Below are 14,996 nucleotides of genomic sequence, written 5' to 3' on the forward strand. Positions count from 1 at the left end.
GTTCAGCCCCCGACGATGCCCTGGACGACCTGCAGCAGGATCGGTGCGAGCACCGCCAGGCCGTAGCCGATCAACGCGTTACGCAGGGCGAGTTTGGCTTTCTCGACCTGCGACGGGTCACCACCGGCGGTGGCCCAGTACACGCCCGCCAGGACGAGGAACAGGGTGGCGAGAGCGGCGAGGATTCCCATGATCCAGGCCCGCAGGTTGGCGATCACCACCGGCAACGAGTTCGCCGCCAGATACACGGTGCCACCCGGGTCGGCGTACGCGGCGGCCGGCACGGCGAGCGACAGGCCGACACCGGCCAGCGGTACGGCGACACGGAGCGCGAGACGAACGACTCGCGGGATTCGGAAAGGGTGCTGTGGGGTGCGGGACATGGGGCGTTCACCTCCCGCCGCCCCCGGCCACGAACGGGACGTGGCCGGGGGCGGCGATTACTCGAAGCAGATGGGGGCCGCCGCCGGGCGCGGGCGAGAAGCGCGGTTCCGCGTGAGCCCCGGGAGGAGCTCGTCCTCCCTCATGGGTGGGTTGCGGTCATCGATGTGGTGTCAGCGCATCAACTGGCGCGGCACCCGAGGCACGCGGATCGCGGCTGCTCGCATCGCCCGGCGGCGGGCGGAACCGGCGAGGGGTACAGCTCGCCGAGTCCCGCACCCCCAAACCGGGGGTTGTGAGTCCTGGCGAACACTTGCCGCGCTCACACCGTCCTGTGAGGGCTCACAGCGCCAGGTCAGGCCCCCCGGCGCGGAGAAACGGCTGTGGCCCGACGCGCAACGTCGGGCCACGGCCGTTTGCGGTGGTTGGTCAGGCGGCTGCCGCAGCGTGGCGGGCGGTTTCGCGGCGGGTGGTTGCGGCGCGTCCGGCGCGGCGCCGACGGCGCTGCTCGGCCCGCTGCCGCAGTCGTGCCGTGGTCTCCGGCGACACGAGCCCGGTCAGCAGCCCGTCGGCGAGGGCGGCGGCGATGCGGCTGTCGATGCGGGACATCCGCATGCGCAGGGCGTCGACGCTGACGCCGTACGCGGCGGCGATGGGTTCGATCGCCCGGTACCCGAGCCGCACGTCGATGTAGGGCTGTTCGTCCTCGGGGTCGAGGATGCCGAGGGTCACCGCGCGGCGGACCAGGAGGTCCGGATGCCCGTACGGCACCCTGGGGGTGCGGGAGCCGGGGGTGACGTGCTCGATGTCCTCCACCGGCACGTACTCCTGCCGTTGTAGGCGCAGGTTCCGCCCGGCTCGCCACGCCGCCCGGCACAGGCTCGCGTACGGTGCGGGTTTGGTCAGGTCCGCCCGGTCGCGCAGCGCGGTCAGGAACCCGGTGAGGATCTCGGCGTCGATATCCGCCGGGTCGCCGTCGTAGCCCTCGCACAGCTCGGCCGCGTACCGCTGCAGCGCCGGCATCGCCATGCCGACCGCGGCGACGACCCAGTGCGGCCCGTCGAGGCGGGCACGTCGGATCAGCTCCCGCCACACCTCGTCACGCGCCGTGTAGGCGCGGGGATGGCGCAGCAGCCAGTCCCGCAGCGCCGGCAGCGGCATCACCGGCTGCCGCAGACCCGCGTCGCAGGCCAGCACCGTGCAGTCGAAGACCAGCGGCGCGGGCTCGCAGGTCAGCGCGGCGAAGGCGGTCTGCGCCGCGTCGAGGGCGGACGTCGGCCAGTTCCTAGCGTCGGACACGCTCATGGCAATACTCCTCTGACAGCGAAGGGACGCGGGATGCCGTCGCCGGTGTTGTCACGGCGACCGGTGCCATCGATTGCGCCACAAGCGACTCACAAGGACCTGACAGAGCTTCCCGGCGCTGTTCGCCACCGGGGTCGGACCTCTGTCAGTGGCCCAGCCCGCACGATCTGCCATCGCCCTCCATCGCGGCGGGACTTCTGACAGAGGCCGGTTGACCTGCCCTGTGACACCCTGACAGACCCTGTGACCGCGCGGCCCCGGTTGGCGGTGGCGCAGGCTTCACGCCGTGACCGCGAGACGGCCCGGACGACATCACCGGGGACACGGGCGGCCCGCTGTGACGACCAAGCGACTCGCCGCGCCACTGTCACCGCCGGCCATCCCGCGTCCTGTGACAGACGACGCCGCGTCGATGGCATCGGCCCGGCAGACGGTGCTCGACGACGTCTCACAGTGCTGGTCGACGGCGGTGTCCACGTCGGCGCCCGAGGCGCCCTCCGCACCGGTATGAGCATCCGTCAGCGTTCCTGTCAATGACGCAACGTCACTGACCGACGGCGAGCAGGAATAGGGCCGGTTCCGGCGCGGTAGGCGGCGACCGAGGGTGGTTCTAACGTCGTGAGCAGCAGACGAGGCGACAGAAGCAGGACATGCCGGTGCGCGGGTCGCGTGGTGTGAGGGCCTGTGGGGTGGGCAAGTGTTCGCCAGGGCTCACAAAGCCCGGTTCGGGGGTGTCAGCGCTTCACGGCGCGGCGCGGAGCCGACATCCATATGAGCGAGCACCCGCCGCACCCGCACCACCAGGCCGACCACACCGGGCCGGCCGAGGCCGAGGCCACTCTCATCGACCTGATCGCCGGTGACCCGCCGGTACCGATCACGGTCTGGCGCACGGCCCGTACCGACGCCGACCAACCCACCAGCCTGCCCACCCGTTTGGCCTACCGCCTCGTCGCCGCCTACAGCCGGCCCAGGGAGGCGGTGGTCGACCTCACCACCGACCACACACTGACCGGCATCTGCGCCCAGGGCGGACGCCGGCACCACCGTGCCTGGTTCACCGACAGCTCCAGCCTGATCATCGGACCAGCCACCGCCAGCCAGCCGGCGGCCACGACCGCAACCCGCCCGCTCACCGCCCCGGTCGAGCAGCGGGCCGGTGACGCGCAGGACCCGCCCGAGCTGGTCGACTGGTTCGGCGACGACCTCACCGACCCCGACCTATGCGGCGCCGACACCGCGGTCGTCCGTCCGCCCGACGACGGTCCACTGGACGAGGCCACCAGCCTGGTGGTCGCCTCCTGGCCGCTACACGAGGCCGACATCACCGCCCGCGTCCGCCTCGCCTGGCTCCTCACCGCCTGCGCGCGGCTACTGCGCCCCGGCGGCTGCCTCGTCCTCGTCGTCGGCATTCCCACCGGTACACAGCCCACTCCCGAGGACTTCGGGCCACTCGTGGCCGCCGCGTCGGAGGCCGGACTCGGCTACCTACAACACATCGTCGCGGTCGAGGCCGACACCGACGGCGACCAGTTCGTCTACCACGTCACCGACGAGGAACTGCTCTCCCTCGCCCACGCCGACGCCGAGCAGTGGCAGGTCGCCCATCTGCGGGTCCACGCCGACCTGCTGGTCTTCACCATCCCGCAGTTGCCCGCCGTGCCCGGGTCGCGGCGGCGCCGTGACCGCGAAGGCGGTGAGCGTCATGCCTGAACACCGCGACCCGGGACACCCTGCCCCGAACACGCCCACCGCCAGCCCCGGCAACGACTACCAGAGCCGGCACCACGACTACGACGGCCGCCACCGGGCCGACCCCGACGGCCTGTCCGTCTGGACCACCGCCCAGACGACCGGCCCGGTCCAGCGACGGGGCCGGTACGTGCCGGAGTCGGTCAAGCACCCGGCCCGGATGCTGCCGGCGATCGCCGCCCACGCCATCGACGCCTACACCCAGCCCGGTGACCTGGTCCTGGACCCGATGTGTGGCATCGGCACCACCCTGGTCGAGGCCGTCCACGCCGGCCGCGACGCCTTCGGCATCGAGTACGAGCCGCAGTGGTCGAACATCGCCGACGCCAACATCCGCCACGCCCACGACCAAGGCGCGACCGGACGCGCGTCGGTGATCCGCGGCGACGCCACCCGACTGACGTCACTGGTCCCGAAGGCCCTCACCGGGCAGGTGGCGCTCGTGGTCACCTCCCCGCCGTACGGGCCCACGGTGCACGGCCTCGTTCGGCCCGGCGCGGACGGGGTCGTCAAGTACGACGACCGGTACAACGACGGCGAGGACCGAGGCAACCTCGCCTACCGCGACCTGACCGGCCTCGCCGACGGGTTCACCCAGATCCTGGCCGGCTGCGCCACCCTGCTGCGTCCCGGCGGCGTCGTCGTGGTCACCGCCCGCCCGTGGCGCAAACGCGGCGAACTGGTCGACCTGCCAAGCGCCGTCATCGCCGCCGGCATTCGTGCAGGTCTCGTCCCCATCGAACGGTGCGTCGCGCTCCTCGCGGCCGTCCGCGACGGGCATCTCGTCGCCCGGCCGTCGTTCTTCCAACTCCAGCAAGTCCGCAAGGCCAGGGCCGGCGGGGTGCCGATGCACCTCATCGCCCACGAGGACGTCCTGATCCTGGCGAAGCAGCCGAAGTCCGACTCGGGTGCAGGAAATCTGACGGGCACCCTCGGGGACGGGGTGGTCGCATGAGTGCGCCTGCCCACCGCCACCCGAGTCGCGCGGCGGGAGTAGACAGCTGCTGCCTTCTGTTGCTGGCCGCACGCAGTGAGACTCCGACGCTCGATGGCGGCGGAGGTGCGTGATTGACCACCGACCGGCACCGCGCATCGGATCGCTGTGCACAGGCTACGGCGGCCTCGACATGGCCGTCGAGCTGGTGCTCGGCGGCCAGCTCACCTGGTACGCCGAAACCGACCGGCACGCCCGCACCGTCTGTGCCCACCACTGGCCCGGCGTGCCCAACCTCGGTGACATCCGCACCGTCGACTGGACCCGCGTCGCACCCGTCGACGTCCTCACGGCCGGGTTCCCGTGTCAGGACATCTCTAACGCCGGCAAGCGCGCCGGCATCACCGGAGAGCACTCCCGCCTGTGGAGTAGCGTCGCCGACGCCGTTCGCGTCCTTCGACCGCCGCTCTTGTTCGTGGAAAACGTCGCCGCCCTCCTACGGCGGGGATTCGACGTCGTCGAAGCCGACCCGGCCGCGATCGGGTACGACACGAGCTGGACGTGCCTACGCGCGTCCGACATCGGCGCCGCCCACCGCCGCGACAGGCTGTTCCTGCTGGCCGCACCCACCGGACAAGTGGGAGGAGGTGCGGACGCTGCCGACGCCGTGCGCCCGTGACGGCAAAGGACCCGGCCACCAGCACGGGTTGCCCGACCTCATCGAGCCGTCAGGCTCGACCCACGGCCTCCTATTCACCTCCACCGCAGGGCGCACCGCTCGTACCGCTGAGCAGGGGCATAAGCGGCAAGATGCCGCGCGTCTGCTGCCCACCCCAAGGGCGAGTGACACCGGGACGCCCGGACGACGTGCGGGGGCCGGGTTCCGGCCCCCGCTGTCGCAGGTGCTGCTGCCCACCCCGCGGGCCACCGACGGCGAGAAAGGTTGCCCTGGGCAGCGCGGCTCACACGGCGACCTGACTCTCCCTTCCGCGGCGGTGCGGGTCCCGACCCGGCTCCTGCCCACCCCGCGCGTGTCCGACGGGTGCGGTCCCGGGCGGCATGGCGACGGTGGCGCGGACCTGCGCACCACCGTTGCTGAGCTCGGGCAGCCCGACGAGCAGCGGTGGGGCGGCTACGCCGACGCAGTTGCCCGCTGGGAGCTGTTGATCGGCCGGCCCGCACCGGCACCCACGCAGACCGGCCGGCACGGCAAGCCCGTCCTCGCGCCGCCGTTCGTGGAGTGGCTCATGGGCCTTGACCCAGGCCACGTCACCGACCCCGACCTGGGGCTGCCGCGCACGCTCGCGCTGCGGGTCCTCGGCAACGGGGTCGTGCCCCAACAGGCCGCCGCCGCCCTGCGGCTGCTGCTGTGCCCGTACAGGTGGTAGCGGGAAAAGGTCCCTTGGTCTACCGAGGTATCCAGGGATGGTGCGCCGGCTGAGCCAGGGTGCCAGTGAGATCCCGCTAACCGGCATAGGCCTGCTCTGCGCCTCCACGGCCTCGCTCCTTGGCGGCGCCGCCAGTCCGACGCGGTGGCGGTGCCGCCTCCGGCGAGCCAGCCCTCATCTGAAACCCCGGACCCCACCGCCCCTGCGGCTGGCGCGGTCCGAGATTAGGAGTCAAGCCCATGCGATCAGCACGACGAACCCGCAACCTCACCCCCGCCGCCAACCCAGACAGCGACGACGCATCCTGCAGTTGGACCACGGAGCGCATCCTGGCGCTCGGGGCGACAACGGACCTCGCCACCGCCGCCGCCATCCTCGGCATCTCCCGCTCGGCGGCCTACAAACTGGCCGCCCGCGACGCCTTCCCAGTGCCGCTGTTCCGAGCCGGCGCGTACTACCGCGTACCGACCGCCCCGATCCTGCGGAAACTGCACCTCGTTTCCCCACCGATATCGACAGCTGATGACACCGACAGGGCGGGTGCCGACGAGGACGGCAGGCATTCGGGCCGGGACAGGGACACCACGGGCTGCAGTCCTACGCCTTGACCCCGCCCGGGGTAGTACGCACTGTCCACCGGCACGGCTCCGTACGCCGTGCCGGTTCAGTCGCGCCGACTACTGCTCCACGACGCCGGAGAGAAGCCAGACCAGGGCGCGGCGCAACACCCGCTCGATGTCATCCACGACCGCTGACAGGTCATCTGTCGGCTGGCCGGTGAGCGTACGCAGTTCCTGCCTGCTCGGGTCGTCGCCGTGCATCTCGTCGTTACGAATCCGGTACCCGAGACGCAGGAGTGCCTCGAGCCGCTCGGGCGGCGCCTGCAGGACAGGGTCGTCGGCCAAGAGCGCGGTCGCTCCGGCAACGACCTTGTCCTGCTTGCGGCGATCCGCTGGCAGGCCTGGCAGTTTGATGAACAGCACTTCGGCGCAGACGATCAGGTCGATGAGCCGGTCGGTCGGTACCCGGTCGGCCCCCGCCAGGACCAGCCGGCGCAGCGCGGTCTGCAGACCCCGGTTCTCCCGGACCGCGGGATGCGCGAGGAGGCCGTACACCTCGCGCACCGCCTCAACCTGCTCGCGCCCAAGGATCGTCGGTCGCTCCTCGTCGAAGGTGGGCAGCGCCGACAGTAACGCCGTCGGCCCGAGCCCCTGGGAGAAGTCGTCGTCAGGCGGGCAGCGGATCGCTCGAGTCGCCGTGACGGACCCACCGCACACCAGCCGAAGCGCGGTCACCAGACGGCTGGCCGGCTCGACCAGCACGCCAGACTCCGGCGCCGTCGGTTGGGCGGGTACATCCATGGTCGAGCACACCGGGTACGAGGTGCAGCGGGTCAGGGCCCACTGGTGGAACCGCGACACAGTCACCGAGTTCGGGCCGCCCGCGAAGGCGATCGGAACCGCGAGGTAGCCGATCGCGGCGCTCACCTGCCGGTCGCTCATCGCTTGCAGCACCAGGCCGTCCGGCAACGTGACCGCCTCGATGCCCGCGGTGGGGGTGAAGGCGTTGAGCGGGACCACCTCGACCAGCCGCGCCCACGTGGCAAGCAGACCGTCCTCCAACCTGCTGTACTCGGCGTCGAAGGCGTCCTGGTCGAATCGGTAGCTCCGGCTGGCGGCAACCATGGGTTCCAGGACGTGCTTTACCAGCGTCCACCCCAGTTGCCGGAGGCTGAGGGCGAACTCCACCCCGACGAGGCAATCCACCCGCTCGCGTAGCACCTGATCGGCGGCTACGACGGCCCGCACCGCCCCCATCTCGGCGAAGGTGTCCAGGAACCGGTAGTCGCTGACTCGGCCCGACATCTTCCATACGTCGCGGCGGATCGCGACGAACGATTCCTGCCCGTGGCGGTGCCACTCGCCGAAGTCGGAAACGGTCGCGAACACCGGGGCGCCGTCGCGAGCGGCCAAGTCGCTGAGCACCGCTGCCATCAACTGCGCCATTGCTGCATGCAGCTCCGGGCGTCGCGCCGGGCCCCTCGCCACGTCATCTGCCGCCACCATTGGTCGTCCTCCATGCCCGATCTCACGCGAACCGGACAGAATCCCAGACTCCCCAGCAGTGCGCATCTGACTTTCGCCGGTCACAGCCCCCCAGCGCGAGGACCAACCGCCGGACCTGGAGCCGGGGCGACTTGATCGTGCCCGCCGGTCACGCGTGGATGTCGATCGACCAAACCGATGCCCCACCACCCCACACGAACGGGAGCACCACCACCGATGCCAGACGGAAGCATCTTCAAGCGCTGCGGCTGCCGCCACCCCGACACCGGCAAGCCACTGGGAAACGACTGCCCGAAACTACGCCGCGCGAACCGCGCCTGGAGCTCCGACCACGGCCACTGGGCCTACCAGCTCGAACTACCTCCCACCACCGATGGCGGGCGCCGGCAGCTACGCCGCTCCAGCTTTCCCACCCGCCGCGCCGCCGCCGCCGAACTCGACCACGCCCGCGACCTGCTCGCCCTTGCCAACGGTGACCGGCGCCGCCGTACCGAGATCGCCGACCTGCTGCAAACCGCCGTACGCGCCAAACGTCCCCTGCCCGAGATCGACCGCATCCGCCAGCGGCTGCGCGGCGACGGCACGCTGGCCGACATGCCCACCGTCGCCGAGTACCTCACGGGCTGGTTGACCCACCTCACGATCGACGCGAACACGCAGCGCGGCTACGAATCGATCGCCCGGGTCCACCTGATCCCACACCTGGGTGACATCCCGCTGGACAAGCTGCGCACCACCCACATCCGCGCCATGTTCGCCGCCATCGAGCGCCGCAACGACGAGATCGCCGACGCGAAAGCGAGCACCGACCCAGCCATCCGCGCGTCCGTCACCGGCGTGCGACCCACCGGCGCCACCACACGCCAGCGCATCCGCGCCTGCCTACGCAAGGCGATCAACGACGCCCTCGCCGACGAACTCATCGTCGGCGCCAACCCCGCCGCCCTGGTCAAGGTCCCCGCCGACCGGCCCCTACCGATCGTGTGGGAGGACGAACGCGTGCAACGGTGGAAGACCACCGGCGAGGTCCCCGGACCGGTGATGGTCTGGACCGACTCCCAGGTCGTGCAGTTCCTCGACTACGCCGCCGCACACGCCCCCGACCTGCACCCAATGTGGCACTACATGGCCTACCGCGGGCCCCGCCGCGGCGAGGCGTGCGGCCTACGCGACAGCGAGGTGCGTCTGCACCGCCGCGAGACCACCATCAACAACCAGATCGCCACCCACGGCTACACCGCCGTGCAAAAACCGCCAAAGAGCAGAGCCGGAAACCGCGACGTCGCCCTCGACACCGACACGACCAAGGTCCTCACCGCCTACAAGGCCCGCCGCGCCGCCTGGCAACTCGCCGCCGGCGACACATGGCCCGACACCGGACTGTTCTTCGTCCGCCCCGACGGGCACCCCTGGCACCCCAACGCCGTCACCCAACGGTTCCGCAAACTCGTCCGCAAAGCCGGGCTGCCCCCGATCCGGCTGCACGACCTGCGCCACAGCGCCGCCACCATCGCCCTCGACGCCGGCATCGACATCAAGGTCGTCTCCGAGCAACTCGGCCACTCCACCACAACCCTGACCCGCGACACCTACCAGAGCGTCACCAAGCGGATGCACCAGGACGCCGCCGATGCCGTCGCCAAGAAGATCAACCGGAAGCGCCGCAGTACCCGCCTCGCGGGATGAGACCGAGCACCGGCGGGCATCCGCAGTGGGCCAAGATCGTCCTGGCGGTGCTTCTTGCCTGTCTATCGGGGCCTTGTGCCTGAGGCCCGAACGCTGGTGCGAGGTTCTGGCGGACGGCGCTCAGGACATGCTCTCGGGCTGGATGAAGGACCGAGGTGCGGCTTCGCCAGGTACTCCCCGGCTAGGGCCACGCACACAGCCCGATCACCTCCCGGCCCAGCCGGGGACGACCAGCTTTGGCCGCCCCCGCGCATGGCAGGTTCAGTGGGGCTTGCGGGCAGTGGTGGAGGCGAACTGGTAGCCGCGCACCAGCACCGCCGGGTCGGCCATCAGCTCGGCGAACCGGTCCAGCTCGTCGTGGGACAGATCCTCGGCGAGGAGCCGGTCGCGTAGCTGGGTGACGTTGTCGGCGTACAGGCGGCAGCCGGCACTGCCCCCGGCCCAGGTCTCGGCGACCCAGTGGGTGTGGACCTGCTCGAAGCCGTTGGCGAGCAGGACTGATGGAACCTTGTCGCCCCAGTGCAGGTCGACCCCGCGGCCGGCGAGGACGTCGAGGATGGTGTGCACGACGCGGGTGATGAGTTCGTTGTCGCTGTCGACGGGGGCGTGCGCGGATACGGGCGCGTAGACGATCTCTCCGAGGACGAGGTGCCCGCCGGGGCGCAGCGCGTTGATCATCTGGTGGAGCAGCAGGTGCCGGTTCGGTAGGTGTTCCAGGACGCAGCGGGCGGTGGCGATGTCGATGGTGCCGGGTTCGACTGGCAGCGGCTGGGTGCGCAGGTCGCGTTGGTAGACGTCGAGCACCTCGGTGGGGTTGAGCATGCTGGTGTCGATGTCGACGGCGATGACCTTCCCGGAGCGGCCGACCAGTTCGCACAGGTGCTGGGCGATGGAGCCGGCACCGGCGCCAACGTCGAGGGCGGTGTGTCCGGGGTTGACTCCCAGGCGGGTCAGGTCGTCGAGGGTGACCGGGTCGAGCATCTCCTGCAGGGGGTGGAGCTGGTGGGGGCTGTTGCGGAACTGGTAGCGCTGCGTGGGTGCGGTGGCCGTCATGGAGTGACTCCTTGGGTCGTCATGGTGAGACAGGGCGTGGGCGTTGTCAGCAGCCAGTGCCGTTGCGGCCGCGGGTACAAGCGGTGGAGACGGCGTGGCTGACCGGGGACGGGCGGCGGGTTGCCACCAGCGGCGGGTGGCGTGGCTGTGGGCGAGGTAGAGGAGGTAGGTCTGCGCTCGCCAGCCGATGGGACCCAAGCGGGCGGACTCGTAGGCGAGGACTTCTCCGGTGTCTGGGCGCAGGACGAGCAGTGCGCGCCGGCCGCCGCTGGTGGCGGCGACGGCGATGCCTGGGCGACCGGAACGGTCGACCACGCCCGGGTAGTAGGTGAGCGGGCTCAGGCCGGCCAGCACCGTGAAGGCGGCGGCGCGGCCGTCACGACGAGGGCTGTACCAGGTCGCCAGGTACGCCAGGTTCGCCAGCACCTCGGTGGGGTCGGCTGGTGAGGGCTTGTTGATGCCGAGGTCTACCCGCAGCATGTCGGTGCGGGTGAAGGGGGTGATCGGTCCGACGTTGTAAAGGTCGCCGGGCCGCCACCAGTCGTGGGTGACCGGGACCACGCCGGTGGGGTGCTGGGTGGCGAGTTGGCCGCCGGAGCGGTCGTCGCCGCGCCAGCGGACCACCTCCCGTACCGCTGCCCCGTGGCGGGCGGGCTTGTTCCACTGTCGGTAGTGCACGAGGTCATATCGGCCAGTGGCGGTGTCGCACGCGCTGGTTCGTAGGCGTGCCGCCAGCGCCAGCAGCGGGGTGCGCGCCGGCTGCGGGTACGCCACCCGAGTGCCCTGGTGGCCGGTGGTGTGATCTGTCGCTGTAAGCCGAGGCTGCGGGGCCGCTGAGGTGGGACAGTGCGTGGCCCTGGGTTGGGCGGGCATCGGTGCTGGCATCGTCGCGGCGGGTACGGCGGTGGCGGCGAGCACCACCAAGGACGCCATTGCCGCGGCGGTGGGGGTCATCGGTGTGCCTGCCCAGGGTTGGGCAGGGCGGGTGAGACCAGGGCGAGGTGGTCACGCAGCGCCTGCTCGGCATGTCCGCCGCTGGTAGTGATGGGTCCGGTGAGGCGTCCACCGGCGAGGACGTGGACGGTGTCACTGAGGGTGGCGGCGGCGCGGGCGTGTGGAACAGCCGCGAGGACGGTCACGCCGTGGCGCGGCAGGTCCCGCAGCGCATGAGTGACGTGCGTGGCCATGGTGGGGGCGAGTCCTTCGGTGGGTTCGTCGCACAGCAGCAGCCGGGGCGCGGTGCGCAGGGCGCGGGCGATGGTGAGCATCTGCTGCTCCCCGCCGGAGAGTTGGTGGCCGCGGTGGCGCAGCCGGGCCGCGAGGACTGGGAACATCTCCAGCAGTTCGTCCACTGCCCAGGCCCGGCTGTCCGGGCGGCGAGCGGGCGGCCGGGTGACGGCGAGGTGTTCGGCGACGGTCAGCGACGGCCACAGGCGCCGTCCCTGCGGGGCGAGTGCGATCCCGGCGCGGGCGGCGCGGACAGGTGTCCAGCCGGTTACGTCGCGGCCGTCGAGCAGGACCCACCCGGTGGTGGGTCGCAGGTGCCCGGCGAGGGTGTGCAGCAGGGTGGTCTTGCCGGCGCCGTTGGGCCCGACCACGGTGTGTACGGCGACGGCCGCCAGATCGACGGTGATGTGGTGCAGGACGGGAGTGTCGGGGCGGTAGCCAGCGGCGAGGTCACCGATGCGCAGCATCGTCACCCCCGGTGCCTAGGTAGAGGGCGATGACGGCAGGGTCGGCGCGCACGGTGTCGGTGGGGCCGTCGGTGTGGCGGCGGCCGTGGTGCAGGACGGTGGTCCAGTCGGCGAGGGCGGCGACGACATCCACGTGGTGCTCGACGAGCACGACCGCCATCCAGCCGGGCAGACGGCCGAGGATGTCGAGCAGGCGGGTGGTGTCGGTGTCGGTGAGGCCGGCGGCGGGCTCGTCGAGCAGCAGCACGCGGGGTTGTCCGGCCAGGGCGACGGCCAGGTCGAGCATGCGGCGGTGCCCGTGCGACAGCGCGGCGGCCGGGTAGTCGGCGTACCCGAGCAGGCCGACAAGGTCGAGGGCTTCCAGGGGTGTGCGTTCGGGTTGGTGGCGGTGGTGCCAGCCGCCCATGCGCATGCAGTCCAGCACGGTCAGGTTCGGGTAGACGCGAGGGTGTTGGAAGGTGCGGCCGATGCCGGCGCGGGCCCGCCAGGCCGGGCCGCGGCGGGTGATGGCTAGTCCGTTGTAGGTGATGGTGCCAGCCTGCGTGCGGGTGGTGCCGGCGAGGACGTTCAGCAGGGTGGACTTGCCGGCGCCGTTGGGGCCGATGACGGCGTGGCGGTCGCCGGGGGCGATGGTGAACGTGTCCAGGTCGAGGACGGTCAGTTGTCCGTAGGCGTGGCGCAGGCTGGTCACGACGAGGCCGCTGCCGTGGGCGCGGTCGATGTCACCCCGTTCGCGCTGCGACGGTACGCCGTCGGGGTCGATGCGGTCGACGGTCCTCACGGGGTGCTCCTGGTGACAGGTTGGGCCGGGCCGTCGGGCGTGTGAAGAGCGAGACGGTGCCGACGGTGACGAGGAAGGGGCAGGCTGTCCAGTCGCGCGGGAAGGGCGGTCAGGCCGCCGGGCAGCAGGTACACCGCAGTGACGAACAGGACGCCGAGGAGCAGGGGCGCGTGACCGGGCAGCCACGCACCTGCGACGTCGCGCACGGCGAGGACCGCGATCGTGGCGGCGGCGGCGCCGGGCAACGACGTGGCGCCGCCGATGACCACGGCGAGCAGCGCGAGGGCGGCGGTGGTGAAGCCGACATCGGCCGGAGTGATCCACCGATGGGTGTGGATGAGCAGGGCCCCGCCGATCCCGGCGAGCGCGCCCGCGCCGGTGTGCGCCGTCCACAGGTAGGCGGTGACCTGGTGGCCGCTGGCGCTCGCGCGGGCCTCGTTGGCGCGCACGGCCGCCAGCAGGGTCCGCTGGTCGCCGCCGAGCAGTGCCATGGCGGCGGCGGTCGCGGCAATCGCCACGGCGGCGGTGTAGAGCAACACCGTGCGGTCGGCCAGCAGCGGCGGCAGGCCGGGCAGCAGGCGGGGGGCGGGGATCCCGGCGAGCCCGTCGGTGCCGCCGCTGACCGCGCGCCACTGGGCGGCGGTGATCGCGGTCAGTTCCGCGACGGCGAGGCTGAGCATGAGAAACACCGTGGCGCGGTAGCGGACCAGCACCGCGCCGAGTGCCCCGGCGGTCAGTGCTCCCGCCCCGGCCGCCGCCAGCAGGTGCAGCGGGGCGAGGTCGGTGCCGGCGAGGGCGAGCCGGGCGGTCGTGTAGGCGCCGGCCGCGTACGGGAGGACCTGGCCGAGCGTGTGCAGCCCCGCGTGGCCGGTGACCACCGCGACGCTGACCGCCAACACCGCCAGAGGCAGCATCCGCGCGGCGGTGGCGTGCAGGTACGGATCCGGTGACAACGCCACAGCGCCCACCACCGCCGCTGCCAGCCCAAGTGCCGACCACGGTTGCGCGCGTCGTGCCAGCGCGCGCACTACCGTCGTCGATATGTCGTGCCGTGGACCACTCACGCCGACGCCCCGGCGGGGAGGCTGGTTCGGTGGGCCAGCAGCACCACGGCCATGGCGCCGATCAGCAAGTACGGGGCGACCGCCGGGAACGACGTCACGCCGACGGTCTGCACGACGCCCACCGCGAGGGCGGCGGCGAGCGCGCCGGGCACGGAGCCGAGGCCACCGCAGACCACGATGATCAGCGACAGCAGCAGCGCGGTGTCGGCGGTGTGAGGGCCGACGCCGAGGATCGGCGTCGTCAACGCCCCCGCCAGGCCGGCGAGTGCCCCAGCGGCGACCAGGACGACCACGTCCACCAGGCGGGGGTTCACACCGATGCCGGCAACCATGGCCCGGTCGTCGACCGTGGAGCGGATCAGCCGCCCGGCGCGGGTGCGGTGCAGCACCACGTAGCCGACCGCGACGACCGCGACAGCGACGCCCAGCACGGCGAGCCGGTCGACCGGATACCGGTGCCCGGCTACCCGGATGGTCGCCTCCAACACCTCGGGCAGGCGAGGCCGCAGGGTGTCGGAGCCGTAGGCGGTGGTGAGCAGGTCGGCGCCGATAAGCGCGACACCGAAGGTGAGCAGCGCCTGGTCGAGGTGCCCCCGACCCTGCAGTGCGGCGGTCGCGGCGGCGAGCACCACGCCGCCGGCGGCTCCCACACCGGCCGCCAGTGCGACCGCGGCGGCGAGGCTTGGCCAGGTACCCGAGCTGGTGGCGGCGGCGACGTAGCCTCCGGCGGCGATCAGGGTGCCGTGCGCGAGGTTGAGCACACCCCCGGCGCCGAACGCGACGGTCAACCCCGCAGCGGCGATGGCCAGGAGCAGCCCGTAGGCGACGCCGTCGACGGCGGGTATCAGGTAGGCGTCCACGCGCACCGCACCCCCTTTCTTGTGGTGGCTTG

General features: G+C 71.9%; 14 protein-coding genes. 6 read left to right on the forward strand and 8 right to left on the reverse strand.

Going from position 1 to position 14,996, the window contains the following annotated elements; genetic code table 11:
• Nucleotides 1–2: 2 nt before the first annotated feature.
• Both OIE53_RS19895 and OIE53_RS19900 read right to left on the reverse strand, forming a co-directional pair.
• Nucleotides 3–383 (reverse strand): pilin, encoded by a 381-nt coding sequence (locus OIE53_RS19895; RefSeq protein ID WP_327023045.1) that lies wholly within the window; start codon nt 381–383, stop codon nt 3–5.
• 427 nt (nt 384–810) lie between these two features.
• A complete protein-coding gene (locus OIE53_RS19900) occupies nt 811–1,686 on the reverse strand; it encodes a hypothetical protein (RefSeq protein WP_327023046.1) in 876 nt (291 codons plus the stop codon).
• Nucleotides 1,687–2,457: 771 nt separating this feature from the next.
• On the opposite strand from OIE53_RS19900, the gene OIE53_RS19905 reads away from it, so the two are divergent.
• From OIE53_RS19905 to OIE53_RS19925, 5 genes are all read left to right on the forward strand, one after another.
• Nucleotides 2,458–3,399 (forward strand): hypothetical protein, encoded by a 942-nt coding sequence (locus OIE53_RS19905; protein WP_327023047.1) that lies wholly within the window; start codon nt 2,458–2,460, stop codon nt 3,397–3,399.
• Entirely contained in the window at nt 3,392–4,393 is a 1,002-nt protein-coding gene (locus OIE53_RS19910) for a TRM11 family SAM-dependent methyltransferase (protein WP_327023048.1), read from the forward strand. The genes OIE53_RS19905 and OIE53_RS19910 overlap by 8 nt, the downstream gene beginning before the upstream one ends.
• Before the next feature lie 109 nt (nt 4,394–4,502).
• Complete coding sequence (locus OIE53_RS19915; protein WP_327023049.1) at nt 4,503–5,051, forward strand: DNA cytosine methyltransferase; 549 nt, start codon at nt 4,503–4,505, stop codon at nt 5,049–5,051.
• A 352-nt stretch (nt 5,052–5,403) separates the two neighbouring features.
• Nucleotides 5,404–5,760, forward strand: a complete 357-nt coding sequence (locus OIE53_RS19920; protein ID WP_327023050.1) for a hypothetical protein — start codon at nt 5,404–5,406, stop codon at nt 5,758–5,760.
• Nucleotides 5,761–5,999: 239 nt separating this feature from the next.
• Nucleotides 6,000–6,368: a DNA-binding protein gene (locus OIE53_RS19925; protein WP_327023051.1), complete on the forward strand. Its 369-nt coding sequence runs from the start codon at nt 6,000–6,002 to the stop codon at nt 6,366–6,368.
• A 69-nt stretch (nt 6,369–6,437) separates the two neighbouring features.
• On the opposite strand, the gene OIE53_RS19930 is transcribed toward OIE53_RS19925, so the two are convergent.
• A complete protein-coding gene (locus OIE53_RS19930; RefSeq protein WP_327023052.1) occupies nt 6,438–7,766 on the reverse strand; it encodes a hypothetical protein in 1,329 nt (442 codons plus the stop codon).
• Nucleotides 7,767–8,042: 276 nt separating this feature from the next.
• Between OIE53_RS19930 and OIE53_RS19935 the strand changes: the two genes are divergently transcribed.
• Nucleotides 8,043–9,512: a site-specific integrase gene (locus OIE53_RS19935; protein WP_327023053.1), complete on the forward strand. Its 1,470-nt coding sequence runs from the start codon at nt 8,043–8,045 to the stop codon at nt 9,510–9,512.
• Nucleotides 9,513–9,773: 261 nt separating this feature from the next.
• On the opposite strand, the gene OIE53_RS19940 is transcribed toward OIE53_RS19935, so the two are convergent.
• The 5 genes from OIE53_RS19940 to OIE53_RS19960 form a co-directional block, all read right to left on the reverse strand.
• The gene (locus tag OIE53_RS19940) at nt 9,774–11,339 is read right to left on the reverse strand and encodes a methyltransferase domain-containing protein (protein WP_327023054.1); all 1,566 of its coding nucleotides are present in this window, start codon (nt 11,337–11,339) and stop codon (nt 9,774–9,776) included.
• A gap of 176 nt (nt 11,340–11,515) precedes the next feature.
• Nucleotides 11,516–12,259, reverse strand: coding sequence for an ABC transporter ATP-binding protein (locus OIE53_RS19945; RefSeq protein WP_327027292.1), 744 nt, complete (start codon nt 12,257–12,259; stop codon nt 11,516–11,518).
• Nucleotides 12,243–13,040, reverse strand: a complete 798-nt coding sequence (locus OIE53_RS19950) for an ABC transporter ATP-binding protein (protein ID WP_327023055.1) — start codon at nt 13,038–13,040, stop codon at nt 12,243–12,245. Before OIE53_RS19950 ends, OIE53_RS19945 begins: the two co-directional genes overlap by 17 nt.
• On the reverse strand, nt 13,037–13,999 hold the full coding sequence (locus tag OIE53_RS19955; RefSeq protein ID WP_327023056.1) for a branched-chain amino acid ABC transporter permease: 963 nt from the start codon (nt 13,997–13,999) through the stop codon (nt 13,037–13,039). The genes OIE53_RS19950 and OIE53_RS19955 overlap by 4 nt, the downstream gene beginning before the upstream one ends.
• A gap of 101 nt (nt 14,000–14,100) precedes the next feature.
• Nucleotides 14,101–14,970: an ABC transporter permease subunit gene (locus tag OIE53_RS19960; protein ID WP_327023057.1), complete on the reverse strand. Its 870-nt coding sequence runs from the start codon at nt 14,968–14,970 to the stop codon at nt 14,101–14,103.
• Nucleotides 14,971–14,996: the final 26 nt, after the last annotated feature.

The organism is Micromonospora sp. NBC_01739, from assembly GCF_035920385.1.
Classification (GTDB): domain Bacteria; phylum Actinomycetota; class Actinomycetes; order Mycobacteriales; family Micromonosporaceae; genus Micromonospora.

Bases quoted from the DNA above. Each gene is read 5' to 3' on its own strand.
- OIE53_RS19945 (WP_327027292.1), bottom strand. From the start codon at position 12,259: ATGCTGCGCATCGGTGACCTCGCCGCTGGCTACCGCCCCGACACTCCC.
- OIE53_RS19925 (WP_327023051.1), top strand. From the start codon at position 6,000: ATGCGATCAGCACGACGAACCCGCAACCTCACCCCCGCCGCCAACCCA.
- OIE53_RS19930 (WP_327023052.1), bottom strand. From the start codon at position 7,766: ATGGCGCAGTTGATGGCAGCGGTGCTCAGCGACTTGGCCGCTCGCGAC.
- OIE53_RS19900 (WP_327023046.1), bottom strand. From the start codon at position 1,686: ATGAGCGTGTCCGACGCTAGGAACTGGCCGACGTCCGCCCTCGACGCG.
- OIE53_RS19905 (WP_327023047.1), top strand. From the start codon at position 2,458: ATGAGCGAGCACCCGCCGCACCCGCACCACCAGGCCGACCACACCGGG.
- OIE53_RS19935 (WP_327023053.1), top strand. From the start codon at position 8,043: ATGCCAGACGGAAGCATCTTCAAGCGCTGCGGCTGCCGCCACCCCGAC.
- OIE53_RS19895 (WP_327023045.1), bottom strand. From the start codon at position 383: ATGTCCCGCACCCCACAGCACCCTTTCCGAATCCCGCGAGTCGTTCGT.
- OIE53_RS19910 (WP_327023048.1), top strand. From the start codon at position 3,392: ATGCCTGAACACCGCGACCCGGGACACCCTGCCCCGAACACGCCCACC.